Source organism: Methylobacillus pratensis, assembly GCF_054072455.1.
In genome coordinates, this window is record NZ_JBSUSR010000005.1 from 238,759 (window position 1) to 264,576 (window position 25,818).

The 25,818-nt window shown below is 57.9% G+C and carries 23 protein-coding genes and 3 tRNA genes; 13 read left to right on the forward strand and 13 right to left on the reverse strand.

Translation table 11 applies throughout. The features are described 5' to 3' along the window. Positions 1–2: 2 nt before the first annotated feature. Positions 3–542: a sigma-70 family RNA polymerase sigma factor gene (locus ACW4YW_RS11990; RefSeq protein ID WP_457137762.1), complete on the reverse strand. Its 540-nt coding sequence runs from the start codon at positions 540–542 to the stop codon at positions 3–5. A gap of 426 nt (positions 543–968) precedes the next feature. Between ACW4YW_RS11990 and ACW4YW_RS11995 the strand changes: the two genes are divergently transcribed. The 6 genes from ACW4YW_RS11995 (at position 969) to ACW4YW_RS12020 (ending at position 9,287) form a co-directional block, all read left to right on the forward strand. Beyond that, the gene (locus tag ACW4YW_RS11995) at positions 969–1,454 is read left to right on the forward strand and encodes an N-acetyltransferase family protein (RefSeq protein ID WP_457137763.1); all 486 of its coding nucleotides are present in this window, start codon (positions 969–971) and stop codon (positions 1,452–1,454) included. 200 nt (positions 1,455–1,654) lie between these two features. Beyond that, positions 1,655–2,467 carry an alpha/beta hydrolase gene (locus tag ACW4YW_RS12000; RefSeq protein WP_457137764.1) on the forward strand — a complete coding sequence of 271 codons (813 nt, stop codon included), beginning with the start codon at positions 1,655–1,657 and terminating at the stop codon, positions 2,465–2,467. A gap of 83 nt (positions 2,468–2,550) precedes the next feature. Further along, positions 2,551–3,789: an efflux RND transporter periplasmic adaptor subunit gene (locus ACW4YW_RS12005; protein WP_457137765.1), complete on the forward strand. Its 1,239-nt coding sequence runs from the start codon at positions 2,551–2,553 to the stop codon at positions 3,787–3,789. Between the two features lie 24 nt (positions 3,790–3,813). Next, positions 3,814–7,002: an efflux RND transporter permease subunit gene (locus ACW4YW_RS12010; RefSeq protein WP_457137766.1), complete on the forward strand. Its 3,189-nt coding sequence runs from the start codon at positions 3,814–3,816 to the stop codon at positions 7,000–7,002. A gap of 10 nt (positions 7,003–7,012) precedes the next feature. Continuing rightward, on the forward strand, positions 7,013–8,473 hold the full coding sequence (locus ACW4YW_RS12015; RefSeq protein ID WP_457137767.1) for an efflux transporter outer membrane subunit: 1,461 nt from the start codon (positions 7,013–7,015) through the stop codon (positions 8,471–8,473). A gap of 166 nt (positions 8,474–8,639) precedes the next feature. After that, the gene (locus ACW4YW_RS12020; protein WP_457137768.1) at positions 8,640–9,287 is read left to right on the forward strand and encodes a LysE family translocator; all 648 of its coding nucleotides are present in this window, start codon (positions 8,640–8,642) and stop codon (positions 9,285–9,287) included. Positions 9,288–9,459: 172 nt separating this feature from the next. Here the strand turns inward: ACW4YW_RS12020 and ACW4YW_RS12025 are convergent, their stop codons facing one another. Beyond that, positions 9,460–9,786: a BON domain-containing protein gene (locus tag ACW4YW_RS12025; RefSeq protein WP_457137769.1), complete on the reverse strand. Its 327-nt coding sequence runs from the start codon at positions 9,784–9,786 to the stop codon at positions 9,460–9,462. A gap of 321 nt (positions 9,787–10,107) precedes the next feature. On the opposite strand from ACW4YW_RS12025, the gene ACW4YW_RS12030 reads away from it, so the two are divergent. Beyond that, positions 10,108–10,341, forward strand: coding sequence for a hypothetical protein (locus ACW4YW_RS12030; RefSeq protein ID WP_457137770.1), 234 nt, complete (start codon positions 10,108–10,110; stop codon positions 10,339–10,341). A 166-nt stretch (positions 10,342–10,507) separates the two neighbouring features. On the opposite strand, the gene ACW4YW_RS12035 is transcribed toward ACW4YW_RS12030, so the two are convergent. Then, a complete protein-coding gene (locus tag ACW4YW_RS12035; protein WP_457137771.1) occupies positions 10,508–12,037 on the reverse strand; it encodes a catalase in 1,530 nt (509 codons plus the stop codon). 496 nt (positions 12,038–12,533) lie between these two features. Here ACW4YW_RS12035 and ACW4YW_RS12040 point away from each other — a divergent pair, with 496 nt between their 5' ends. The 3 genes from ACW4YW_RS12040 (at position 12,534) to ACW4YW_RS12050 (ending at position 17,607) form a co-directional block, all read left to right on the forward strand. Then, a complete protein-coding gene (locus tag ACW4YW_RS12040) occupies positions 12,534–13,454 on the forward strand; it encodes an aldo/keto reductase (RefSeq protein ID WP_457137772.1) in 921 nt (306 codons plus the stop codon). Between the two features lie 13 nt (positions 13,455–13,467). Beyond that, positions 13,468–14,793: an NTP/NDP exchange transporter gene (locus ACW4YW_RS12045; protein WP_457137773.1), complete on the forward strand. Its 1,326-nt coding sequence runs from the start codon at positions 13,468–13,470 to the stop codon at positions 14,791–14,793. 81 nt (positions 14,794–14,874) lie between these two features. Next, complete coding sequence (locus tag ACW4YW_RS12050; protein ID WP_457137774.1) at positions 14,875–17,607, forward strand: AAA domain-containing protein; 2,733 nt, start codon at positions 14,875–14,877, stop codon at positions 17,605–17,607. Between the two features lie 70 nt (positions 17,608–17,677). On the opposite strand, the gene ACW4YW_RS12055 is transcribed toward ACW4YW_RS12050, so the two are convergent. From ACW4YW_RS12055 to ACW4YW_RS12085, 7 genes are all read right to left on the reverse strand, one after another. Further along, positions 17,678–17,753, reverse strand: a tRNA-Gly gene (locus ACW4YW_RS12055). Between the two features lie 26 nt (positions 17,754–17,779). Continuing rightward, positions 17,780–17,853, reverse strand: a tRNA-Cys gene (locus ACW4YW_RS12060). A gap of 77 nt (positions 17,854–17,930) precedes the next feature. After that, positions 17,931–18,006: transfer RNA gene (locus ACW4YW_RS12065), tRNA-Gly, on the reverse strand. Between the two features lie 57 nt (positions 18,007–18,063). After that, complete coding sequence (gene pgsA, locus ACW4YW_RS12070; protein WP_457137775.1) at positions 18,064–18,633, reverse strand: CDP-diacylglycerol--glycerol-3-phosphate 3-phosphatidyltransferase; 570 nt, start codon at positions 18,631–18,633, stop codon at positions 18,064–18,066. Further along, positions 18,633–20,432, reverse strand: a complete 1,800-nt coding sequence (gene uvrC, locus ACW4YW_RS12075) for an excinuclease ABC subunit UvrC (protein WP_457137776.1) — start codon at positions 20,430–20,432, stop codon at positions 18,633–18,635. The genes pgsA and uvrC overlap by 1 nt, the downstream gene beginning before the upstream one ends. 58 nt (positions 20,433–20,490) lie before the next feature. Beyond that, positions 20,491–20,676, reverse strand: coding sequence for a tautomerase family protein (locus ACW4YW_RS12080; RefSeq protein WP_309566820.1), 186 nt, complete (start codon positions 20,674–20,676; stop codon positions 20,491–20,493). A gap of 42 nt (positions 20,677–20,718) precedes the next feature. After that, positions 20,719–21,696, reverse strand: a complete 978-nt coding sequence (locus ACW4YW_RS12085) for a cation diffusion facilitator family transporter (protein WP_457137777.1) — start codon at positions 21,694–21,696, stop codon at positions 20,719–20,721. Between the two features lie 172 nt (positions 21,697–21,868). On the opposite strand from ACW4YW_RS12085, the gene ACW4YW_RS12090 reads away from it, so the two are divergent. Together ACW4YW_RS12090 and ACW4YW_RS12095 are read left to right on the forward strand one after the other, a co-directional pair. After that, the gene (locus ACW4YW_RS12090; RefSeq protein WP_457137778.1) at positions 21,869–22,714 is read left to right on the forward strand and encodes a 23S rRNA (adenine(2030)-N(6))-methyltransferase RlmJ; all 846 of its coding nucleotides are present in this window, start codon (positions 21,869–21,871) and stop codon (positions 22,712–22,714) included. Positions 22,715–22,771: 57 nt separating this feature from the next. Beyond that, entirely contained in the window at positions 22,772–23,296 is a 525-nt protein-coding gene (locus ACW4YW_RS12095) for a TIGR00645 family protein (protein ID WP_309566817.1), read from the forward strand. 40 nt (positions 23,297–23,336) lie between these two features. Here the strand turns inward: ACW4YW_RS12095 and ACW4YW_RS12100 are convergent, their stop codons facing one another. Genes ACW4YW_RS12100 through ACW4YW_RS12110 form a run of 3 tightly spaced genes read right to left on the reverse strand, consistent with a single transcriptional unit; the run spans position 23,337 to position 24,719 of the window. Continuing rightward, positions 23,337–23,759 (reverse strand): DUF6691 family protein, encoded by a 423-nt coding sequence (locus ACW4YW_RS12100; protein ID WP_457137779.1) that lies wholly within the window; start codon positions 23,757–23,759, stop codon positions 23,337–23,339. Between the two features lie 10 nt (positions 23,760–23,769). After that, positions 23,770–24,195 (reverse strand): YeeE/YedE family protein, encoded by a 426-nt coding sequence (locus tag ACW4YW_RS12105; RefSeq protein WP_457137780.1) that lies wholly within the window; start codon positions 24,193–24,195, stop codon positions 23,770–23,772. Positions 24,196–24,212: 17 nt separating this feature from the next. Then, positions 24,213–24,719, reverse strand: coding sequence for a DUF3016 domain-containing protein (locus tag ACW4YW_RS12110; RefSeq protein WP_457137781.1), 507 nt, complete (start codon positions 24,717–24,719; stop codon positions 24,213–24,215). A 158-nt stretch (positions 24,720–24,877) separates the two neighbouring features. Here ACW4YW_RS12110 and ACW4YW_RS12115 point away from each other — a divergent pair, with 158 nt between their 5' ends. Beyond that, on the forward strand, positions 24,878–25,720 hold the full coding sequence (locus ACW4YW_RS12115; RefSeq protein ID WP_457137782.1) for an EamA family transporter: 843 nt from the start codon (positions 24,878–24,880) through the stop codon (positions 25,718–25,720). Positions 25,721–25,818: the final 98 nt, after the last annotated feature.

Here is a 25,818-nt window from a genome sequence, read left to right on the forward strand (position 1 = left end):
TGTCAGATGCTGCCTTGGTAGCTGGAGGCCAGCACGATGCATTCCGCCATGGCCTGCGCCATGTAGCGCTTGACCGAGCGCAAGCCGATGTCGAGCTGTTCCGCGATCTCGGTATAGGTCAGCCCCTCAACCTGCGACAGCACGAATACTTCCCTGACGATGGGGGACAAGCCGTTGAGCATGGCATCCACCTCGTTCAACGCGCCGGCGATCAGCGCCTGTTGTTCCGGCGAAGGGGCCTCCGCCTCCGGCATCAGCGCCAGCGCATCCAGCCAGGCCCGTTCCAGCGACGCCCTGCGGAAATGGTTCAACAGCACCCGGCGCGCCACTGTCGCCAGGTAAGCGCGCGGTTCGCGCAACGGCTCGTTTTCCAGGTTGCTCGACGAGAGTTCCGGCATCAGCAGGATGCGCATGAAGGTGTCCTGGGCAAGGTCGGCCGCTTCGGAATGGTTGTTCAGACGGCGATTGAGCCACAAGCGCAACCAGTGCTGGTGCTGTTGGTAAAGCTGCTCGGCCAGCAAGTGCGAGGAAAAATGCGACATCAGGGGATTGCTCAACATTGAAAATAAGAATCACTTCTTATTGTAATCAATAAATTGGGAAAACTCATCTATGGTATTTGCTACCGGGTATGTCATCTACAATCCAAATGCGGATTGGGCGAGCGAAATACTAACCGTTGGCACGAAGGTTCTTCGAACCTATGGTACTTCCTCCTGAAGACACCATAATGAATCCAATGGACGCGATCTGGACTAAGGTCAGTTGCTCATTCAACACAATGAATCCCGCCAAAGCTGCAATAGCAGGAGCAGTACTGAGGAGAATGCCAAAGACATGCTGGGGAAGTCGCTGCATGGTAAACATTTCGACACGCGAGCAAGATAGCTAAAGCGCCTACATCCATGGCCACTTATTATCTACAATTAGGTTGTTAACCAATTAACTCATTATCAGCCATACTCAGCATGAATATCCGCCTAGCCACCAATGAAGATCGCCCTGCTATCTGGAAAATCCTTGAACCTGTCATTCGAGCTGGAGAGACCTACGCCCTAGATCCAAAGATGGGAAGAGGTGATGCTCTGGACTATTGGCTAGCTCCTGAGAAAACTACTTTTGTTGCGGAAGAAGACGGTCAAATATTGGGCACCTATTACCTTCGCACAAATCAGCCAGGTGGAGGAAGCCATGTGTGCAACTGCGGCTATATGACCTCAATACATGCGACGGGGAAAGGTATAGCTCGAGCCATGTGCCAGCATTCAATTGAGTTTGCCAAAGCCCAAGGCTACTTAGCGATGCAATTTAACTTTGTAGTAAGCAGCAACCACAGGGCTGTAAAGCTATGGCAATCATTCGGTTTTAAGATCGTTGGAAGGATACCAAAAGCGTTTCAACATCCAGTGGAAGGTTTTGTTGATGCCCTGGTGATGTTTAAAACGCTTACTTAGGGACTCAATAACATTTAGATTTAAATTGCAATCCTCGAATGGGATATCGCCAATTTGTACAACAGGTTGAGAGATGTAAATTTTCCCCCACCACTATTGTTTGCAATTTACGAATAGTGTTTCCACATTTGCGCAGATTATTAAATTAGCAACAACGATCACAATGTGTCGCATCCAGTATCAGCAAATGCAGACCAATTGTGAACGAACCATGCGTTTCCCGTGAAGACTTCATCATCCCCGGACCCGAGGGAGCGATCCCCGTCCGGCTGTATCGTCGCGCGCAGGCGGAAGGCAACGTGCCGTTGGTGCTGTATTTCCACGGCGGCGGATTCAATGCGGGCTGCCTCGACGATGCGGACTTTCCCGCCAGTTTCATCGCGCACCATTGCCCTGCCGTCGTCCTTTCCGTCGGCTATGCCCTGGCGCCGCAGCACCCGTTTCCCGCTGCGCCGGAAGATGCCTACGCCGCGGCGCAATGGGCCGCACGCAACGCGCGTCGCCTGAACGCGGCTGCCAAGCTGCTCGTGGTGGCGGGGGACGATGCGGGCGGCAGTATCGCAGCGGGCCTGAGCATGATGGCGCGCGACCGCGGGGAATTCAGCATTGCCGCGCAAGTGCTGATCGCGCCGATGCTGGACCCCAGCATGACCCTGCTGGGCGACGCCGCCAGGCTCAAGTCCGAGCTTACCGCAGCGCAATGCGCGCAACGCTACCGGCAATACCTGCCCAAGTGCACGCAACGCATGCACCCCTATGCCGCGCCGCTGGAGTCGCTGCGCCTTGCCGGCCTGCCCGCCGCCATGATCGCCACTGCCGAATGCGACGTGCTGCATATCGAGGCGGAAAAATACGCCAGCGCCTTGATCAAGGCCGGCATCCCTACCCAGGTGTCGCGTTTTGCCGGCGTCCAGCACGCCGAATTGCCCGCCCACCAGCCCATGCTGCGCGAGGTGGTGGAGTTCCTGCAACGCCAGGCGGGACACGCCGGTTTACCTATTAACAGCGGCTAACAGAACTCAGCGAAGCGCTCCTGACAGGAGCGTTTTGTTAGCCGCGCTAAATTTTGATTTCAACATTGAAGATGAGGAACATCATGTCTAAACCACTCCAACAAAAGAAATTCGCCGCCCTGCTGGCGGCGGCCCTGGCAATCTCGGGCGGCGTCATCTTGTGGTCGCCCGCGAGCCACGAGGCCCAAGCCGACACCGCTGCCGCAACAAATGTCGCTACCGTGGACGTTGCCGTTGTCGCGCAGCAGGACATCACCGACTGGCAGGATTATTCCGGCCGCCTGGAGGCGGTCGAGCGTGTTGAAATCCGTCCCCTGGTTTCCGGCACGCTGACCAAGATCCATTTCAAGGACGGCGATCTGGTGAAGAAAGGCGACGTGCTGTTCACCATAGACCCGCGGCCGTTCGAGGCGGAAGTCGCACGCGCCCAGGCCCAGCTGAGCGGCGCCGAGGCACGGCTCGACTACACCAGCCATGATTTGGAACGCGCAGAACGCCTGATCGGCGACAACGCCATTGCCCGCCGCGACTTCGAGGAAAAACGCAACGCGGCGCTGGAGGCGAAAGCCGCATTGCTGGCAGCGCAGGCCGCATTGCAGACTGCCCGCCTCAACCTGGAATACAGCCGCATCACGGCACCGGTATCCGGCCGGATTTCCCGCGCCGAGGTGACGCTGGGCAATATCGTCTCCGCGGGCGCGAGCTCCACACCGCTCACCACGCTGGTTTCTACCGACAATATCTACGCGGCACTTGAGGTGGACGAGCAAAGCTACCTGAAATTCATCCAGCCCGGGCACACCAGCCAGCTCAAGGTATTGCTGGGCCTGGCTAATGAAGACGGTTACAGCCGCGAAGGCCGCATCGGCTCGGTCGATAACCGCCTCGACACCGCCTCGGGCACCATCCGCGTGCGCGCCGTGTTCGACAACCGCAAGGGCGACTTGCTGCCGGGGCTCTATGCGCGCGTCAGGCTGGGCAGCGGCAGCACCCACCCGGCGTTACTGATAGACGAGAAAGCCGTGGGCACCGACCAGGACAAGCGCTACGTGCTAGTGGTCGATGCGCAGAACCAGGCCAATTACCGCGAGATACGGCTAGGCGCGGCCCATGGCGAGCTGCGCGTGGTGGAAAGCGGGCTGCAGCCTGGCGAACGCATCGTGGTCAATGGCCTGCAACGGGTGCGTCCCGGCAGCCAGGTCAGCCCGCATCTGATCGCCATGCCTGGCAGCGAGTCGCCATTGGCCCAGGTTCGGGCAGAGGAAGCCATCCACACGATCCGCAGCCTACCCAATAAACAGCAAAAGGCCGTCAACGCCTAAGAACCTTCTTAGGGAGAATCCAATATGAATATCTCAAAATTCTTCATCGACCGCCCGATCTTTGCGGGCGTATTGTCGATGCTCATCTTGCTGGGCGGTGCGCTGGCCATGTTCCAGCTGCCCATCTCGGAATATCCCGAAGTCGTGCCGCCTTCCGTGGTGGTGCGCGCGCAATATCCCGGCGCCAACCCCAAGGTGATCGCCGAGACGGTGGCCTCGCCGCTGGAGGAATCCATCAACGGCGTGGAAGACATGATCTACATGCAGTCGCAGGCCAACAGCGACGGCAACCTCACCATCACCGTCAACTTCAAGCTCGGCGTGGACCCGGACAAGGCGCAGCAACTGGTGCAGAACCGCGTCAACCAGGCATTGCCCAGGCTACCGCCCGACGTGCAGCGGCTGGGCCTCACCACGCTGAAAAGCTCGCCCACCCTCACCATGGTGGTGCACCTGGCCTCGCCGGACAACCGCTACGACATGACCTATTTGCGCAACTATGCCGTGATCAACGTCAAGGATAGGCTGGCGCGCATCCAGGGCGTGGGCGAGGTCGGCCTGTTCGGCTCCGGCAACTACGCCATGCGCGTCTGGCTCGATCCGCAGAAAGTCGCCCAGCGCGGCATGACCGCATCCGACGTGGTGCAGGCGATCCGCGAGCAGAACGTGCAGGTAGCGGCCGGCGTAATCGGCGCGTCCCCAAATAATGTGCCGCTGCAACTTTCCGTCAATGCGCAGGGCCGCCTCAAGACCGAGGAGGAGTTTGCCGCGATCATCCTCAAGACTTCTGCCGACGGCGCCATCACGCGGCTTTCCGACGTGGCGCGCATCGAGCTCGCCGCTTCCGAGTATGGCCTGCGCTCGTTGCTGGACAACAAGCCTGCGGTCGCCATCCCGATCTTCCAGGCGCCCGGCGCCAACGCGCTGGCGATTTCCGATGCCGTGCGCGCCACCATGAAGGAGCTGGCTGCCGATTTCCCCGAATCCGTGGAATACCACATCGTCTACGACCCGACGCAGTTCGTGCGCTCCAGCATCCGCGCCGTGGTGACCACGCTGCTGGAAGCGATCGCCCTGGTGGTGTTGGTGGTGATCCTGTTTCTGCAGACCTGGCGCGCGTCCATCATCCCCTTGCTGGCGGTCCCGGTCTCCATCATCGGCACTTTCTCGCTGATGCTGGCGTTCGGCTACTCCATCAACGCCCTGTCACTGTTCGGCATGGTGCTGGCGATCGGCATCGTGGTGGATGACGCCATCGTCGTGGTGGAAAACGTCGAGCGCAACATCGAATCGGGCCTGAGCCCGCGCGACGCCACCTACCAGGCCATGCGCGAGGTGAGCGGGCCCATCATCGCTATCGCGCTGACCCTGATCGCGGTGTTCGTGCCGTTGGCGTTCATGACCGGCCTCACCGGGCAGTTCTACAAGCAGTTCGCCATGACCATCGCCATTTCCACCGTGATCTCGGCGTTCAACTCCCTGACCTTGTCCCCTGCCCTGTCCGCCATGCTGCTCAAGGGCCACGGCGACAAGAAGGACTGGCTCACGCGCTTCATGGACCGCTGGCTGGGCGGCTTCTTTGCCAGGTTCAACAACCTGTTCAGCCGCGCCTCCGACAATTACGGCAAAGGCGTCAAGGGCATCATCAACCATAAGGGCGCGGCCATGGGCGTCTATGCCGTGCTGCTCGGCCTGACCGTCGGCGTCTCCCTGATTGTGCCCGGCGGCTTCGTGCCGGCGCAGGACAAGCAATACCTGGTGGGCTTCGCCCAGCTGCCTAGCGGCGCCTCGCTGGAACGCACGGAGGAAGTCATCCGCCGCATGAGCGAGATCGCATTGCAGCAGCCCGGCGTGGAAAACGCGGTCGCCTTCCCCGGCCTCTCGATCAATGGCTTCACCAACAGTTCCAGTGCCGGCATCGTCTTCACGCCGCTGAAGCCGTTCAACGAACGCAAAGGCAAGGAATTGTCGGCCGCCGCGATTGCGCAAGCGCTGAACGAGAAATTCGGCCAGATCCAAGATGCCTATATCGCCGTGTTCCCGCCGCCCCCGGTCATGGGCCTGGGCACCATCGGCGGCTTCAAGCTGCAAATCGAGGACAGGGGCGCGCTGGGCTATGCCGAGCTGGACAAGGCGGTGAACGCCTTCGTCGCCGAGGCTTCCAAGGCGCCTGAGCTGGGCCCCATGTTCACCAACTACCAGATCAACGTGCCGCAGCTGAACGTGGACCTGGACCGCGCCAAGGCCAAGCAATTGGGCGTGCCGGTAACCGAGGTGTTCGACACCATGCAGATCTACCTCGGCTCGCTGTACATCAACGACTTCAACCGCTTCGGCCGCGTATTCCAGGTGCGCGCGCAAGCCGATGCGCCCTACCGCGCCAAGGCCGAGGACATCCTGCAACTGAAAACCCGCAACATGGCGGGCGACATGGTGCCGTTGTCCTCGCTGGTCAAGGTGACGCCCACCTATGGCCCGGAAATGGTGGTGCGCTACAACGGCTATACCGCCGCCGACATCAACGGCGGGCCGGCGCCCGGCTATTCCACCGGGCAGGCCCAGGCGGCAGTGGAAAGGATAGCCGCGCAGACCCTGCCGCCCGGCATCAAGTTCGAGTGGACCGACCTGACCTACCAGCAGATCCTCGCGGGCAATGCCGGCATCTGGGTGTTCCCGATCAGCGTGCTGCTGGTGTTCCTGGTGCTGGCGGCGCTGTACGAGAGCCTGGCCTTGCCGCTCGCAGTGATCCTCATCGTGCCGATGAGCATCCTGGCTGCGCTCACGGGCGTCTGGCTGACCAAGGGCGATAACAACATCTTCACCCAGATCGGGCTGATGGTGCTGGTGGGGCTGTCTGCGAAGAACGCCATCCTCATTGTCGAGTTTGCGCGCGAGTTGGAGCTGCAAGGCAGCAGCATCGTCAAGGCCGCGATCGAGGCCAGCCGTTTGCGTCTGCGCCCTATCCTCATGACCTCCATCGCCTTCATCATGGGCGTGGTGCCGCTGGTGACTTCCAGCGGCGCGGGCTCGGAAATGCGCTACGCCATGGGCATCGCCGTGTTCTTCGGCATGCTGGGCGTGACCCTGTTCGGCCTGTTCCTCACGCCCGTGTTCTATGTGCTGCTGCGCAAGCTGAGCGGCGGCCGCCAGTTGCACTCGGCCACCGAGCACAAACCCCATGTTGCCGGCCCAGCCGCCAGCCATTTGATATAGGAAGCACACCATGAAACCGACCAAGACATTATCGCTATTGACCGCGACGCTGCTGCTGGCGGCATGCTCAGTGGCCCCGGTCTATGAGAAGCCCCAGGTGGCAACGCCGGCGCACTTCAAGGAAGCCTCCACTCATGCAACTGGAGAGCAGTCCAGCCAGTGGAAGACTGCCGAGCCGGCGGAACTGAACCACCGCGGCCAGTGGTGGCAGGTCTTCAACGACCTCACCCTGGACAACCTGGAGGACGAGGCCCTGGCCGCCAACCAGAACCTGCAGGCCGCCACTGCCAGGCTGGCGCAATCACGCGCCTTGTTCAAGGACGAGCGCTCCAACCGCTACCCGCAACTGAGCGGCGGCATCAGCCCCGGGCATCAACGCGTATCGCCAGATGCCCAGCGCACCGAGAACGGCAGCGAACAGACATTGTGGCGCGCGCAGGCGCAATTCGCCTATGAGGCAGATTTGTTCGGCCGCGTATCCTCGCTGGTCAACGCCGCTCAGGCCGATGCGGAACAGAGCGCCGCCCTGCTGCGCTCTGTCTTACTCTCCCTGCAGGCGGATGTGGCGCAGCAATACTTCACCATCCGCGAGCTGGATGCCGAGCGCGACATCTACCAGCACACTGTCAAGCTGCGCGAGCAGACCGTGCAGCTGACGCAGCACCGCTACGACGCCGGCGACATCAGCGAGCTGGAGCTGGCGCGCGCCAAGACCGAACTCGCGGCCGCACGCTCGGAGGAACTGGGCGTGACGCGCCGCCGCGCAATTGCCGAGCATGCTCTCGCCATCCTGCTGGGCAAATCCCCGGCGGAGTTCAGCCTGGCAGCGCTTCCGTTGCAACGCATCAGCATCAACGTGCCGGCAGGCTTGCCGTCCTCGTTGCTGGAGCGCCGGCCTGACATCGCAGCCGCCGAGCGCGCGATGGCTGCGGCAAACGCGCGCATCGGCGTCGCCAAGGCGGCCTATTTCCCGCGCCTCAACATCACCGGCGCGCTCGGTTACGAATCCTCCGAGCTGGGCAGCCTGTTCGAATGGTCCAACCGCACCTTCCTGCTCGGCCCCTTGATCGGCACCATGCTCTCGATGCCGATCTTCGACGGCGGCCGCCGCGAGGCCGGGCTGGAACGGGCACGCGCCGTCTACGAGGAAGACGTCGCCAAATACCGCCAGACCGTGCTCAACGCCTTTGGCGAGGTCGAGGACAACCTGGCCAGCCTGCGCATCCTCGACAACCAGTCCGAAGTACAGGACACGGCCGTCGCCTCGTCGCAACGCGCCAGCCACCTCGCGCAAAGCCGCTACCGCGAAGGCCTGGTGAGCTACTTGGAAGTAATTGATGCGGACCGCACCTTGCTGCAGCAAAAGCGCGTCACCCTGCAGCTCGACGGCGAACGCGCCCGCGCCACGGTCAACCTGATCCGCGCGCTGGGCGGCAGCTGGGAGGCTGCGCCGGTCGTCGCAGCAAAATAATCGCGGCTAGCCCTGGCCGGGCCATGCCGCCGGGTGCGGCCTTGGACAACCTTCCCCGGCGGGGTTATGCTGGGGTTGGCAAGGGGGTTGCCGCTGGCAGTGTAAGGCGTACGAAGGCAGGCCATACGGCAGGAGAGTTTTGTTCGCAGTCCTTGAAGGAATTGGCATGGTTTCAATCGACACGGCATTACAATTCGTTGCGGTATCGGCGGTGCTTGCCTTGGCGCCCGGCCCGGACAATATGTTCGTCCTGATGCAATCGGCTGCCGGCGGCGTGCGCAAGGGCATTGCGGTGACGCTTGGGCTGTGCACCGGCCTCGTGGTACACACAGCTGCCGTCGCATTCGGCGTCGCCGCCATTTTCCAGGCATCGGCCGCCGCCTTTACCGCGCTCAAGATCGTGGGAGCTGTCTATTTGCTTTACCTTGCCTACGGCGCGTTCACCTCAGGCATGGGCGCATCGCCCGGCAACAAAGGCACGGCTCACCCCAACCAGGACACTATCGGGCTCGACAAAGGGCTTTATCAGCACGGCATCCTCATGAACGTCACCAACCCCAAGGTGGCGTTGTTCTTCCTGGCTTTCCTGCCGCAATTCGTCAAGGATGGCGCCGGAGCTGCGCCTCTGCAGATATCGCAGTTAGGAGTGCTGTTCATGATCACCACGCTGGTCATCTTCAGCCTGGTCGCCTATACCGCCGGCCGGCTCAGCCGTTGGCTGCAACGCTCGCCCAAAGCGGTCAGGAACATGAACAGGATTGCAGGGGTCGTCTTCATCGGGCTTGCCGCCAGGCTGCTAACTGCACAGCGGTAAAACGGCTGCGCATGTCAGCCTGTTTTGGTATGTAGGTGGGAAGTTAGTGCGCCCAATCTATATCGGCAGAGTCACACTGGGTCAATGACGGCTCATCGGCCTGCATGCAGGCTTACTGCCTTATTCACGGCACTAACCCGCGTATTCTAACCTCGAACGGCATGCCATGCCGCTACTTCTTCTTGGGATCGTCCGGGCTGTCGATGACGATATCGTTCTGAACCGACACCACCCCGCTCACGCTGCGCGCCACCATTGCTGCCTGACTCACTTCGGCTTGCGAACGCGCGGTACCGCTCAAATGCACTGCACCGAGGTCGTCGGACTGCACCTTGATATCGAGCGCCCCCAGCATCTGGTCGCGCGCGAGCGCAGCCTTGACCTTGCCGGTGGTAGCTGAATCGTCCGCATACGTGGTCAGGGACTCGCTATCCTCGGCATGGCCGTGCACCGGCAAAGACAATGCCAGCATCAGCAATGAAAACTTGAAAAACCGCATACCTCATCCTCAAACTTGATTCGATTCCATTATCCTAAACATGGCTTTCCTCAAAATAAGAGTCGTCATATTCCGAAGCGCTTGTAGGAATTCGCAACCAAGAACGGCTTACACAATTCAGCGAAGCGATCCTGGCTAGCCGATTTGCCGCAGACAGTACAAAGCAGTACGGCAAGGCAGGGCAACGACGCCGGAGAGTTTTGTCAGCCGCTTTAGAGCAAATCGCTTGACACAGGCGGGGCGGCGCCATGTAAGATGAAAAACTGTATCAGCTATAAAACTTGAACCGGAAGAATCCAGCCAGGAATAGAAGGATAAGCGATGCCCTCGTTATACAAGAGCCGCGAAGAACGTGTGCAAGATGTTGTCAAAGCCTATATGAATGAGAACAACACCGTGCGTCACTCCCTGACGTTCGGCGGCCAGTTTCTGCCCCACAGCGAACAGGAAAGAGAGCAGATGCGCGAGGAACGCGCCTGGGCACTGGCACGGCTCGCGATCGACAAGATCATGCGGCTTCCGCACGTTGTCATCAACCGCATGCAGGCAACATGACTCCTGCGCCTTGGTGATTACATTGATGGCTGTCACCGGACTGAATCGAATCAAGTTAAAGAAAAGGCCATGAGAATTTTCTCACGGCCTTTTTCACTCATCCATATACTTCAGATATTCTAGGTAAAAACTCTGAAGCGGATTAACACCCCAAAGTAACTACCCATCAAGCAGGCAGCGACACTAGCGGGTTGCCGTACATCGGGTCATCCGGCTTCGAAGCCAATGCCTTCTGCAGGTCGATGTTCAACGCCTTGGCTACACCAGCGCCATAGGCCGGGTCGGCTGCGTGGCAGTTGCGAATGTGGCGAAACTTGATGAATTCCGGCGCATCGCCCATGGCGCGGCCAGTGTTGCCGAACAGGGCTTCCTGCTGCGCTGGCGTCATCAATTGGAACAGCTTGCGCGGCTGCTCGAAGTAGTTGTCATCGTCCCGATGGAAAGACCAGAACTTGGCATCGCCGTTGATCCTCAGCGGCGGCTCCTCGAACTGGGCTTGCCCCTGCCACTGCCCGAAGCTGTTGGGTTCGTAATGCGGCAGGCCGCCGTAATTGCCGTCCACCCGGCCTTCACCGTCGCGATGGTTGCTGTGCACCGGGCAGCGCGCCTTGTTCACCGGGATCTGGTGATGGTTGGTACCCAGGCGGTAACGCTGCGCATCAGCATAATTGAACAAACGCGCCTGCAACATGCGGTCCGGACTGACGCCGATGCCGGGCACGAGGTTCGAAGGCGAGAACGCGCTCTGCTCGACGTCGGCAAAGAAGTTTTCGGGGTTCTTGTTCAGCTCGAACTCGCCCACTTCAATCAGCGGATAGTCGCCCTTGTACCAGACCTTGGTCAGGTCGAACGGATGCAGGTGGTACTTCTCGGCATCGGTCTCGGGCATGACCTGGATGTACAGCGTCCATTTCGGGAAATCGCCGCGCTCGATGGCCTCATACAGGTCGCGTTGGTGGCTTTCACGGTCCTGGCCCACCAATTCGGTAGCCTCGGCATCGGTCAAGTTCTTGATACCCTGCTGGGTCTTGAAGTGCAGCTTGACCCAGAAACGCTCGCCCTGCGCATTCCAGAAACTGTAAGTGTGCGAGCTGAAGCCGTGCATGTGGCGATAGCTCGCGGGGATGCCGCGGTCGCTCATGACGACGGTGACCTGGTGCAGCGCCTCGGGCAGCAGCGTCCAGTAATCCCAGTTATTGGTAGCGCTGCGCATGTTGGTCTTAGGGTCGCGCTTGACGGCCTTGTTCAGGTCGGGGAACTGGCGCGGGTCGCGGATGAAGAACACCGGCGTGTTGTTGCCGACCATATCCCAGTTGCCCTCTTCTGTGTAGAACTTGAGGGCAAAGCCGCGGATATCACGCTCGGCATCAGCAGCGCCACGCTCGCCGGCTACGGTGGTGAAACGGGCAAACATCTCGGTTTTCTTGCCGACTTCGCTGAATATCTTGGCACGGGTGTATTTCGTGATGTCTTTGGTCACCGTGAACGTGCCAAAAGCGCCGGAACCCTTGGCATGCATGCGGCGCTCGGGAATGACTTCACGTACGAAATTGGCGAGCTTCTCGTTCAGCCATACATCCTGGGCCAGCAGCGGGCCGCGCGGGCCGGCGGTCAAACTGTCGCGATTGGTGACCACGGGGGCGCCGAAATCGGTCGTCAGATGGGTCACGGGACACTTCTTGGTATCGTTGCTCATGGCGGCTCCTACGGTAGTAAGTTGATTGAAAGACCCCATTCGTAAATGGGATATATGAATATTAATGAAATTGTTTAAACAATGAAAATCAATAGTTCTTAACTAAATCATAAATAATTTTTATCAAAATGATGACCACTTGTAGGCTAGCCGGGCCGGTAAGACATTCTGCAGTTTGAGACTGCGATATATCAGGGATTGAATAGAGGGCTACAAAGCTGTTTTCTGTAGCAAGAGGCCACTTGTGCTTACGACGGAGCCAGAGCCAGAGCCTGAAGTGGATGCGTATGCAGGGCGTGGAATTGATGACGCAAGTGATTGCCTAGGGCACAGGGGCACTTAGATAGCCGCACAGGATCATACTGACTAACCTGCCAACCGAAGAAGAAGTGCTTAAGCTGCAGATTTGCGCGGATATAGTATGATCAAGAGTCCCAGTTAATTTAATGAAACTACACTCTGGACTACCCTTGCCAACTGAATAAGGAGCCTTCCCATGCTATCCCGACGCAGTTTCCTCTCCGGCCTCGCGGCAACCAGCGCAGGCATCGCCCTGGCCCGTCCTGTGTTCGCCAACCCGTCATCACAAGCCGAATCCATGCAGACACGTGCCATCCCCTCCAGCGGCGAGCGCTTGCCGGTGATCGGCATGGGCAGCTCCGGCAGCTTCGAAGTCGGCAATAGCGCCGCCGAGCTCGACCCCCTGCGCGAAGTGTTGAAACGTTTCTTCGCAGGCGGCGCGACCGTGATCGACACCGCCCCTTCCTATGGCACTGCCGAGGAAGTGATCGGCCAATTGCTGGAAGAGCTGGGCCTGCGCTCCAAGGCCTTCCTCGCCACCAAGCTCGGCACTTCCGGGCGCGAGGCCGGACTGGCGCAATTCCAGGATTCGCTCAAGCGGTTGCGCACCGACAAGGTGGAACTGCTCCAAGTACACAACTTGCGGGACTGGCGCACCCAGTTCGAGGTGATCAAGGAACTCAAGACCCAGGGCAAGACCCGCTACACCGGGCTCACCCATTATGTGGACAGCGGCCATGACGAACTGGCCGAGGTGGTGCGCAAGGTCAAGCCGGACTTCCTGCAGATCAACTACTCCGTCGTCTCGCGCAGCGCGGAACAAAAAGTCTTCCCGGTGGCAAAGGAGCTCGGCGTGGCGGTATTAATCAACCGCGCCTTCGAAGACGGCCGCCTGTTTTCCAGGGTGCAAGGCAAACCGCTGCCGCCCTGGGCAGCAGAAGCAGGAATCTCCTCCTGGGCGCAGGCTTTCCTCAGGTTTGCCCTGAGCCACCCTGCCGTCACCACCGTGATACCCGCTACCGGCAAGCCGGACCGCCAGAGCGACAACCTCAAGGCCGGCAGCGGGCCTGCCCTGACCGAAACGCAGCGGCAATCGCTCATCGCCGCAGTAGGCTGAGGGAGTCCGCCATATGCGCATCTCCTCGCTTGCCAGCCGCCTGTTCAATGTAGAAAGGCAAGAAGCGCCAGCGGTACTGGCCGGCCTGCTCATGTTTTTCCTGCTGTTCGCGGGCTATTTCATGTTGCGCCCGGTGCGCGAGACCATGGGCCTGGCAGGCGGCGTGCGCAACCTCCAATGGCTATTCACCGGCACCTTCGTGGCCACGCTTGCCGTGCTGCCGCTGTTCGGCTGGCTCGCCTCGAAGGCGCAGCGCCGCCGCATCCTGCCCTGGACGTTTGGATTTTTCACCCTGAACCTGCTTGCCTTTGCCGCGGGCATGGCCTGGCAGCCGGACAACCCATGGATAGCAAGGGCGTTCTATATCTGGCTGTCGGTCTTCAACATGCTGACCATCTCGCTGGCCTGGAGCGTCCTGGCCGACGTCTTTTCCAGCGCACAGGCCAAGCGCCTGTTTGCACTGATGGCCGCTGGCGCCAGCCTGGGCGGCCTTGTCGGGCCGGTGCTGGGCACACTCCTGGTCGGGCCGCTCGGCCACTCCGGATTGCTGGCGCTGTCGGCGCTGATGCTGGCGGGCAGCGCTGTAGCCGGCAGCGCCTTGCAACGCTGGCGCAACCTGCATCCGCGCGCCGCGGACGAGGCGTTTGCCCGCTCGCAGCCGCTAGGCGGCAACCCCCTCTCGGGCGCAACGGCGGTATTCCGCTCGCCGTACCTGCTGGGCATCGCCACCTTCGTCATCTTGCTGGCAACAGCTAGCACCTTTCTCTACTTCGAGCAGGCGCGCCTGGTGGAAGCGACCTTCCCCGACAAGGTGCAGCAGACCCAGGTTTTCGGGATCATCGACATCGTCGTGCAATCGCTGGCGCTGCTGACCCAGTTCTTCCTGACCGGCCGCATCGCGCAACGCCTAGGCGTCAGCGTGCTGCTTGTCGCGGTGCCGGTGGTGATCGCCGCCAGTTTTCTCTGGCTCGCGCTGGCGCCCGTGTTTGCGGTGCTGGCCGTCGTCATGATAGTGCGCCGCGCCGGCGAATATGCGCTGGTGCGCCCGGGCCGCGAGATGCTCTACACCTCGGTTTCCCCCGAGCAGAAATACAAGGCCAAGAACTTCATCGACACCGTCGTATACCGCGGCGGCGATGCCGTGAGCGGCTGGGTCAAGCATGGCATCGACCTGCTGGCGGGACAGCCTGCTATCGCGATGCTGATCGGCAGCCTGTTCGCCCTCGTATGGGCAGGCAATGGATTGCTGCTCGGGCGCAGCCAGAGACGCCTTGAAGCGAAACATGAAGATGCTTTCGCAAATCCCCGCTCGCCTGACAAGACAGAGAATCTTGCGTAGGCAGGCAGTCCCGGGTTGATTTGGCATCGACTGTGATAAGAACGGCATAATAGGCAGCTCAATGGGCTACTGAAGGCAACCATGGTTTCTATCTTGGTGGATAGTGACGATAAAACCACAAAAATCACTGACTGGACATTAAGGTATGACTCGGCAAAAGATGTACTGCTGCTGACTTGCCACTTCCGCTCAGGAAAAACTTACACGCGCCCGCTCACGGCATGCGAGATCACGCCCACAGAAGAAATCCAGGGGTCGTTGCTTCAAAGGCCAGGTAGCATCGTTTTCAGTACCGTTGATAAGGTAACGGTGTATGGCAGAAAGTACGCAGCCGTCTACTATCCTGGCAATGCCAAGCCATATCTGATGAAAGCGGATGAGCTCGATTTCATTCCGCAAACCAATATCAAGCAAGGAGCAATATTTAATTATTTTGTTGCAGTGGCGCAAGCCCGCATTGAACACGCAACAGGCGACAATAAAGCTATTGCTGAGAATGTCCAGCGCCAGTTGGAAAAAGTGGTATCACATCCGGATACCGCACTGCATGCGTACTGCACTGGCAGAAATCAGCCGCGTGAACCAATCAAGTATTTCATCTATCCTTTCGGCGTCAATGCGAGTCAACTCAAGGCGGTAGAGCAGGCATTCTCCTCACAGATCAGCCTGATCGAAGGCCCGCCGGGAACTGGAAAAACCCAGACAATATTGAACATAGTCGCCAATATCCTACTGCAGGAAAAAACCGTCGCCATTTTGTCCAATAACAATGCCGCCGTGAGTAATGTCTATGAAAAACTGCAGAAATCAGGACTCGACTATCTGGTTGCAAAACTAGGCAGTACAGATAACCGCAAAGCCTTTTTTGAAAACCTGCCCGAGGCGCCATCAGAAGCGTCGCCCTCTGCATCAGATATCGAGGACATCGATGCGACATTGCAAAAGTTGAAGCAGTATCTCGATGCCCGGAACCAAGTCGCGCAACTACAAGCTGAAATTGATGAACTGCGCATAGAGCAGCAATACCTGCAGCGTTGGCAAGATGAAAACCTTTCGCATGAACCGGCCCCAATTGAAAAGTATGGGCTATCCCCACAACAAATCACCGATTTCATTGCTTACCTATCGTACCTTGGTGAGAAACCCATCAATCTCTGGCACAGAATGACACTGTTGCTGAATTTCAGGATTGTACGCACGACATTCATGAACAACTGGGAGAAGCGCAAATCACTGATCGATTCATTGCAACGGAGCTATTACGAAACATCGCTAGAACAGAAAAATTCTGTATTGACAGGCCTTGAGAAAATACTAGAAGAAAATCATGCCGATACATTACTGCAAGAACTGACCGGCACCTCCATGACGTACCTGAAGCACCATCTTTATCAACGTATCCCACGCGAGGAAGAATTTAACGAACAAGATCACAAAATAAGGTTCAGCGCGTTCACAAAACGTTTCCCCATCATTGGCAGCAGCACCCACTCGATTATCAATTCCATCGCCGATAATGCCATTCTCGATTACGTCATCATCGACGAAGCTTCGCAACAAGACATCGTTCCAGGAATATTGGGATTGGGCTGCGCCAGGAACCTGATCATTGTTGGCGACAGCAAACAGCTTCCGCATGTACCAGTAAATCTCGATATTCCATCACCCTCCAAGTTCTACGACTGCGTCAGATACAGTTTGCTGGACTCATGCATCGGCGTTTTCGACCATGTCCTGCCAACGACATTGTTAAAGGAACATTATCGTTGCCACCCCAAGATCATCCAGTTCTGCAACAAGCAGTTTTATAACAATCAGCTCATCCCCATGACGCAAGACAATGGCGAGCCAGCGTTATCGCTGATTGTCACTGCCAAAGGCAATCATGAACATCGCCTGGCCAATCTCAGAGAATTGGAATCACTAGGCCCTCTTGCATGGGATGAAGAAAAAAGTAGAGGATTTATTGCGCCTTATAACGCTCAAATCAACCAGGCAAAAAAGCAACTGCCTGGCGACTTTGTCAACTCGACAGTTCATAAATTTCAAGGCAGGGAATGTGACGAGATCACATTTTCCACCGTCCTGGACAAGAAACGCAGCAACCAGCAAAAATTGGACTTCGTAGACAATTCCCACCTGATCAATGTAGCCGTCTCCCGTGCAAAACATCATTTCACGCTGGTGACGGGCGACGATGTCTTTACCGAAAACAACAGGGACATTGCCGCGCTGATCCGTTACATCGAATACTATGCGGATCAGGAACAGATTAAATACAGCCCGGTTGTTTCTGCATTTGACCTGCTTTATCAGGAATATGACCAATCTCTGGAAAAACTCAAAGCCAAGCTCAATCCGAATGACTCGGCATTCCAATCAGAACAGATTATTGCCCAGCTGCTACGCGACATTCTTTCGCAGGATACATACCGGACATTAACCTTCCATAGCCAAGTTGCCTTAATTCAATTGGTGTCATTGACCAATAATCCCCTTACGCCACGAGAGCAAGAATTTATGCGCAATCGTGCCAGTTGTGATTTCGTGCTTTATTTCAAAATAGGGAAAACGCCGCTAGGGGTTATCGAAGTCGATGGGAAAATGCATGATTCTAAACAGCAAGCAGAACGGGACCAGCTGAAGAACAACATCCTGGAAAAGAGCGGCCTTCCCTTGCTGAGGTTGAAAACCATCGAAAGTAACATTGAAGGAAAAATTACCGCATTCCTGGCGCAATGGTGCAACAATTCCTCAACCATATCAAACCAGCCCGCGAAGGAATCAGTTATTCCAGACAGTCTCGCCAGGTAAAAAGCCGAAACACATCCCATGAAAGACAAACAAAAAAGCCCAAACCGAAGTCTGGGCTTTTGATGAATTCTGGAGCGGGAAACGAGTCTCGAACTCGCGACCTCAACCTTGGCAAGGTTGCGCTCTACCAACTGAGCTATTCCCGCATTGCTTCACAGCAAAATCATTTACCTGGAGGCGCGAGCCGGAGTCGAACCGGCCTAAACGGCTTTGCAGGCCGCGGCATAACCGCTTTGCTATCGCGCCATAAACAGTATCAGGCTACCCTTCCGGATACCTGATAAAAAAGGAAAGTGCTTGCAGCCACTTTCCCTTTTAAATCCTGGAGCGGGAAACGAGTCTCGAACTCGCGACCTCAACCTTGGCAAGGTTGCGCTCTACCAACTGAGCTATTCCCGCATCGAAAGAAGGCGCTATTCTAAGGATTTTCAGGCGTGTGTCAAGCGTATTTCAGCCCTATTCACCGGCCTTCATGCGCGGCCATGCGGCCTTCAAATAGTAAGCCATTGACACCAATGTCAAAAATGCTGCGATGTAAATCAGCACCTCGCCGTAAAAACGGATATTCAGCGGCCCCAATGGATCGTAGTACAGCAGGAACAGGATGGCGGCCATCTGCACCGCCGTCTTGACCTTGCCGATGAACGCCACGGCGACGCTGCCGCGCTCGCCCATGCCGGCCATCCATTCCCGCAAGGCGCTGATCGCAATTTCGCGCCCGATGATGATCAAGGCCACCACTGCGCCGACGCGGTCGAGCTCGATCAGCAGCACCAAGGCGGCCGCCACCATCAGCTTGTCCGCGACCGGGTCGAGAAAAGCGCCGAAGGCAGAAGTCTGGTTGAGCGCGCGCGCCAGGTAGCCGTCGAACCAGTCGGTGATGGCGGCGAAGGCGAAAATGAACGTCGCCAGCACGTTCTTGTCGTGCATGGGCAAGGTGCTTTCCGGGAAATAGAATATCCCGACAAAAATCGGGATGCATAAGATGCGCATCACCGTCAGGCTATTGGGGACATTCCATACCATTAGTGCAACTCCTCATAAATTTTCTGCGCCAGCGCATGGCTGATGCCATCCACCTGCGCGATTTCGTCCACGCTGGCATTCTTGACGCCATCCAGGCCGCCGAACCGCATCAGCAGGCTCTTGCGGCGCTTGGCGCCTATGCCGCTGATATCCTCCAGGCTGGAATGCATGCGCGCCTTGCCGCGCTTGGCGCGGTGGCCGGTAATGGCAAAGCGGTGCGCCTCGTCGCGGATCTGCTGCAACAGGTGCAGCCCGGGATGGTCCTTCTTCAAGCCCACCGGGTATTCGCGCTCGGGGAAGAACATTTGCTCCAGTCCCGGCTTGCGCTCCTCGCCTTTGGCGATGCCGACCAGTTGGATGTCCGGCAGGCCGACTTCGTTCATCACTTCGACCGCCACGCCCAACTGCCCCTTGCCGCCGTCGATGAACACCAGGTCGGGACGCTTGCCCTCCCCGGCCGCCACTTTGCGGTAACGCCGCGTCAGCGCGTCGCGCATCGCAGCATAGTCGTCTCCCGGCGTAATGCCAGTGATATTGTAACGGCGATACTCCGAGTTCTGCATGTTGCCCTTGTCGAATACCACGCAGGAGGCCACCGTCGCTTCGCCCATGGTATGGCTGATATCGAAACACTCGATGCGCTCAGTATTCTCCGGCAGGTCCAGCGCCTCGCGCAAGGCATTCAGCCTGGACTGCTGGTTGGCCTGCTGGGCGGCGCGCTGGCTCAGGGCCAATTCCGCATTGGTCTGCGCCATCTTGAGCCAGACGCGTTTGTCCCCGATCGGGTTGGTGTTGATCTTGATCCTGCGGCCCGCCTGCTCGCTGAACACTTCTTCCATTGCCGCGGTTTCCAGAGGGGCGCCCACAATCAGCAACGGGGGAATCGCGCCCGCCATGTAATGCTGCTCGAGAAAAGCCTCCATCGTGGTTTCCAGGTCAGCGCCGTCTGCATTCTTGGGAAAGAAGCTCTTATCGCCCAGGTGGTGACCGCCGCGGATCATGACCAAGTTCACGCACCATTGCCCTTGCAGCTCTGCGCAGGCGATCACGTCGGCATCGCTGACATTGAAGTCGCTGACGAACTGCTTGGCCTGCACCTGGCGCAGGCTCTGGATACGGTCGCGGTACACGGCCGCAAGTTCATACTCCATCTGCTCGGCGGCCTCGTTCATCTTCTCGCCGAGCTCGTCCATCACCTGCTGCTCCTTGCCTTGCAGGAACAGGCTGGCGTGCATCACGTCACGGCGGTAATCCTCCTCGGTGATGAAGCCGACGCAAGGCGCGGTGCAGCGCTCGATCTGGTGCAGCAGGCAGGGCCTGGAACGGTTGGCGAACACGGTATTCTCGCAAGTGCGCAGGCGGAATACCTTCTGCAGGAGCTGGATGCTTTCGCGTACCGCCACCGCATTGGGGAACGGGCCGAAATAGCTGCTGCCCTTGCGTTGCGCGCCGCGGTGGAAAGCCAGGCGCGGAAAGGCGTCCCCGGTCAGGGCGATATAAGGGTAGGACTTGTCGTCGCGGAACAGCACGTTGTAGCGCGGCATGAAGCCCTTGATGAGGTTGTTCTCCAGCAATAGCGCTTCCGCCTCCGAGCGCGTCACCGTGGTTTCGATGCGCGCGATGTTGGACACCATGAGCCGCGTGCGCGGGGACGGCAGGTTTTTCTGGAAATAGGACGAGACCCGCTTCTTGAGGTCGCGCGCCTTGCCTACGTAGATCACTTCGTCCTGGGCATTGATCATGCGATACACTCCAGGCAGGTTGGGCAGGTTCTTCAATACCGGTTTGGGGTCGAACATAGGGGTTCCTGGCCGTCAGGCGGCCAGCAGCAGCAACTCAATAGAACAGGGCAATGGCTTAATCGCTGTCCAGCAGCTCGCCCGCCACAGCCCAGTTTTCCCCCGCCACCTCTTCAAAAGTGATGTAGGTATAGGATTTGGGCTTCTTGGCGATACGCTCCAGCGTATCGGTGATTTCTTCCGCAATCTTGGCCTTCTGCTCGCGGGTCAAAGTACCCGCTACCTTGATGTCGACGTAGGGCATGTGCTTGCTCTCCTGGCTTGGGTTGTCAGATTCAGTCCGGGTTCAATGCGCATGGCCATGCTCATGCGGATGATCGTGCTCATGATCATGGTCATGAAGATGGCCAGTATTGCTCGTCAGCCAGCAATTGGCGTTGGCATCGCTATGTGCGCTCCTTGTTTCCGGCTGCAGCGTGACATGCTCGATGTTGAACCGGTCATGGAGCATATGCCCGAGGTTGTTCAATACCTCATGCCAATCCTGCATGTCCTCCAGCACGATATGGGCCGAAAGCGCGGTTTTTTCCGAGGAAAGCGACCAGATATGCAAATGATGCACGCCCTGCACCTTGTCGCTCACGGTCATGGCATGTTCTACCGCCTGGATATCGATATGCAAGGGCACGCCTTCCATCAGCACATGCAGCACCTCGCCCAGCAGACGCAGGGTGGAGACCAGGATCAACACAGAGATGAAGATGGACAGTATGGGGTCGATCGGCATCCATCCCGTGAAATAAATCACCGCCCCGGCCACGATCGCCACCACTGAGCCGAGCAAGTCTCCCAGCACGTGCAGCAAGGCCGCGCGGCTGTTCAAGCTGCTGTGCCCCTTGTGCAATATCAATGCCACGACGATATTGACCAGCATGCCGACAAACGCGATCAGCATGACTTCGCCGCCCTGCACCGGCCGAGGGTCGGCAATACGCTGCACGGCTTCGTAGGCAATGCCGGCGATCACCGCCAGCATCAGCAATGCATTCAACAGCGCGACAATGACTTCGGCGCGCACCAGGCCGAAATTATGCTTGCGCGTGGCCGGCTTGCGGGCGATCCAGCTGCCCAGCCAGGCGAGCGCCAGGGCGAAGGCATCCGACACCATGTGGCCGGCGTCGCTGAGCAAGGCCAATGAGCCCGTCCACCAGCCACCGACGGCCTCGACCACGGCAAACCCGGCGATCAGCAGCAAAGGCAGCAGCAGGGAGGGCTGGCCGCCTCCGTGCGCATGTGAATGACCGTGATGATGATGGGCGCCCATAAGGGTGTAATGCTAGCAGGCATGGCAGCAATTAAAAAGCCGCGGCCGTAAATATCTGTCGCGTAAGCCATCGCTACGGCGCCATAATGGCGCGATAGAAATTTCATGGATAAAACACAATACCGGCCGGCCCGTCATTTATAATGTCGCCAGTTATTGCCAACCCTTGCCCATGCTCAGTTATCGTCACGCATTCCATGCCGGCAACCATGCCGACGTCCTCAAGCATTTCGTATTGCACCAAGTGCTGGCCTACGCCAATCAAAAGGACAAACCCTACTGGTACGTCGACACGCACGCCGGCGCCGGCATGTATGCGCTGGACCACGGCTATGCCGTACAGAATGCCGAGTTCGAGCAGGGCATCGCGCGACTATGGGAATGCGACGACCTGCCTGACTCGCTGCAATCCTTCATCGAGCTGATCAAGCACATCAACCGCGGCAAGGCGCTCAAGTATTACCCCGGCTCCCCTGCTGTCGCACAGGAGTTGTTACGCGGCAGCGACCGCGCACGCTTGTTCGAACTGCACCCAAGCGATGCGAAACTGCTCAGGCAGCATTTCAAGCCGGCAGGCCGGCAGGTACTAGTCGAACAACAGGATGGGTTTGCGGGCCTGAAAGCCTTGTTGCCGCCGCCACCGCGCCGGGCGGTGGTGCTGATCGACCCGCCTTACGAGGAAAAGCGCGATTACCAGCGCGTCATCGAAGCGTTGAAGGACAGCCTGCAGCGCTTTGCCACGGGCACCTATCTGCTCTGGTACCCATTATTGCAGCGCTCCGAGGTCGACCTGCTGACCGACAGGCTCGCCAAGCTGGGCGCTGACAGCTGGCTGCATGCGACGCTCAGCATCCAGGCCCCCTCCGCGGACGGTTTCGGCATGCACGGCAGCGGCATATTCGTGATCAATCCGCCATGGACATTACCGGACACCCTGCAACAAGCCCTGCCTTATCTGGCGGAGAAACTGGCATTGGACGACGGGGCCGGCTACACCCTGCAACACCATATTCCCTGAAGCATCTTCCAGCTCCAGATCATCGAATCGTTTTATCCAGCAAGAAAGGAAACACGCATGCAATCCCCGCCTAAAACCAGAATGAGTCCGTTGAGCGCCATCCTGTTCGGCAGCCGCTGGCTGCAATTGCCGCTCTACTTGGGCCTGATCGTGGCGCAAGTGGTCTATGTCATCCATTTCATGAAGGAGCTGGCGCACCTGATCGAGCGCCTGCCGCAACTGCACGAGGCCGACATCATGCTCATGGTGCTGGGCCTGATCGACGTGGTGATGATCTCCAACCTGCTAATCATGGTCATTATCGGCGGTTACGAAACCTTCGTCTCGCGCCTCAACCTCAAGGGGCACCCGGACGAGCCGGATTGGCTGTCGCACGTCAATGCCAACCTGCTCAAGGTGAAATTGGCGATGTCCATCATCGGCATCTCCTCGATCCACTTGCTCAAGACCTTCATCAACGTCGAGAACCTGGACGACAAGACCCTGATCTGGCAAACCGTCATCCATATGGCCTTCATCGCCTCAGCCGTCTCCATCGCCTGGATCGACCGCATCATGGCGCATCCGGACGACAAGCATTAAGCGACTGCCGGCAGCAGGCACCAGCCTGCTGCCGGACATTTCATTTCCCGGGGAACAGGCTATCGAGGAACCGGTAAAAGCACATGCCGACCACCATGGCGCCGACAAAGACCACAGCGCTGGCGCTGCCTGCTCCCACACCCGCCAAAGCAGGCCCAGGGCAATATCCGACAATTCCCCACCCTATCCCGAACAATCCTGCGCCTATCAACAGCCTGGCGTCGATGAGGCCGGTTTCCGGAATCTGCACCTCCTGGTCCAGGAAAGTGCGATGACACAAACGCATCCTGAAAAAACCGACGGCTGCGACCGGGATCGCGCCCAGCATCACGAAGGCCAATGACGGGTCCCATCGCCCGGCAATATCAAGAAACGCCAACACTTTCTGCGGGTTGACCATCCCGGAGACGATCAAGCCTAAGCCAAACAGAAAACCAGCAACCAGCGCAGTTATCAAGGGCATGTATTTCCTCCTAGACCCAACGGCCTATCCATACGGTCAACATCGCCGTTGCCATGAAGACCGCCGTTGCCGCGATCGAGCGCAAGGAAAGCCTGGCAATGCCGCACACGCCGTGCCCGCTGGTACAGCCATTACCCAGGCGCGTGCCAAACCCGACGAGTATCCCGGCGCTGATCAGCAGCCCCTTGTCCGTTGTCACCACGATCTCCGGCATGCCCCATAAAACCTCATAGGCAATAGGCGCGAACAGCAGGCCCAGGAGAAACGCAAGCCGCCAGGCATTGCGCTGGTCCAGCCTTTGCAGCAGTCCGGCCAGAATGCCGCTGATACCGGCAACCTTGCCATTCGCCACCACCAGCAGCGCAGCGGACAGCCCGATCAGCCCTCCTCCCAATAGCGAGGCCAGCGGCGTCGCGTTTTCCCAATCCAAGGTCATGACCATGCCTCCATAGACTAATTGCCAGCGCGCCCGGAAAATACCTTGCTCAACCAGCCATCCAGCAACGCTTTCTCATGGCGCATGGTATCCAGGCTATTGGGACGCGGGTTGAGCAAAAACGCTGGGTTACTCAATTTTTCATCGCCTGCCTGCAGCACTTTCCCATCGCCATCCCGCAATTCGTAATTCAACACGATGCGTGGCGGATAAATATCCCGCACCATGCGCACGTCGGGATTGACCGGCATGATCCAGGGCTCGAAGCCGCCCGCCATATCAATATCCTTAATCGATATCGTCAGCTGTTCGCCCGGACGCAGATAACCCGCCGCCTTCTTTTCAACATGCTTGCGCAACTGGTCAAGATAATTGGGGTTGGGCGGCCCGTGGTTGGTGCTGGAAATATCCGTGAACTTCTCCGGCGAGATATATTCCACCTGGACTGGCGGCTTGGGTGCAGCTTCTGCTGCAAACAATACTCCGCAGCTTAAAAACAGCACGACAAAAACTAGAATCTTCATTCCAATGGCTCCTTTAAACCAGCCGCACATCCATCATAACCATTCAATATCATACCGCTAGGAAATCAACACCCATTCTTGAACGGCATCCATAGGCTCAAGCATCATTCTTGCTCTATACCTGAAACCATCACCAATTCAATCTGAGCACTGCCCACATGCAAGACAACCTGCTTTATCTATTCGTTCTCATGGCCGCACTTGCCCATGCATCCTGGAACGCTATCATCAAAAATACCGGAGATAGGCTGCTTATGCTGGCATCGATTCGAGCGGTGGGACTTGTCGCCGGCATAATCATCGCATCCATACTACCCATTCCCGCATCAGATAGTGTCCCATTCATTATTGCTGCCGCCCTTTTCCATTATCTATATTACTTCCTGATCATTCATACATATCGCATCGGTGGGCTCAGCCAGGTTTACCCAATATCAAGAGGCGTTGCCACGTTGTTGGTTACCTTGCTGGCTACATTGATCATAAAAGAAGCGTTGCCCTTATCAAGCATGTTTGCAACCTTGGTCATTGCAACAGGAATCGTCACTATTGGACTATCAACATCAAAACCGGATCAAAAAGTATCCCGACTTTCCATGCTCATGGGCATTTCGATTGCAGCTTACAGTCTTCTAAGCGGTATCGGAATCAGGAAATCCGGCTCTATCCTGAGCTATATCGCATGGCTAGAGATCATAACCGGCATTGGCATGGTAGGAATTGCTTATGCACGGAGGAAAGGCCAGGTTGCCGTGTTTATTCAACAGCAATGGCAAACCAGCCTAGGCGCAGGATTACTCTCTGTCTCAAGCTATGCCATTGCCCTCTGGGCGATGTCGGCTCTCCCGATCGCGCCTGTGGTTGCACTGCGTGAATCCAGCATCGTCTTTGCCACAGTCATTGGTACTCTTTTATTGAAAGAGGGATATGCGAAATCCCGCATTATTGGATCGGTTATCGTGATGATCGGAATAGTCATACTGAGCTTCAATAAGGTCTAAGGACAATATCAATAGCGACATTCCGGACCTCACTGCTTGCTTCAAGCCTGCTGGCTGGCCTATTTGACGCAAGAATATTCGTCACATACGATAGGCCA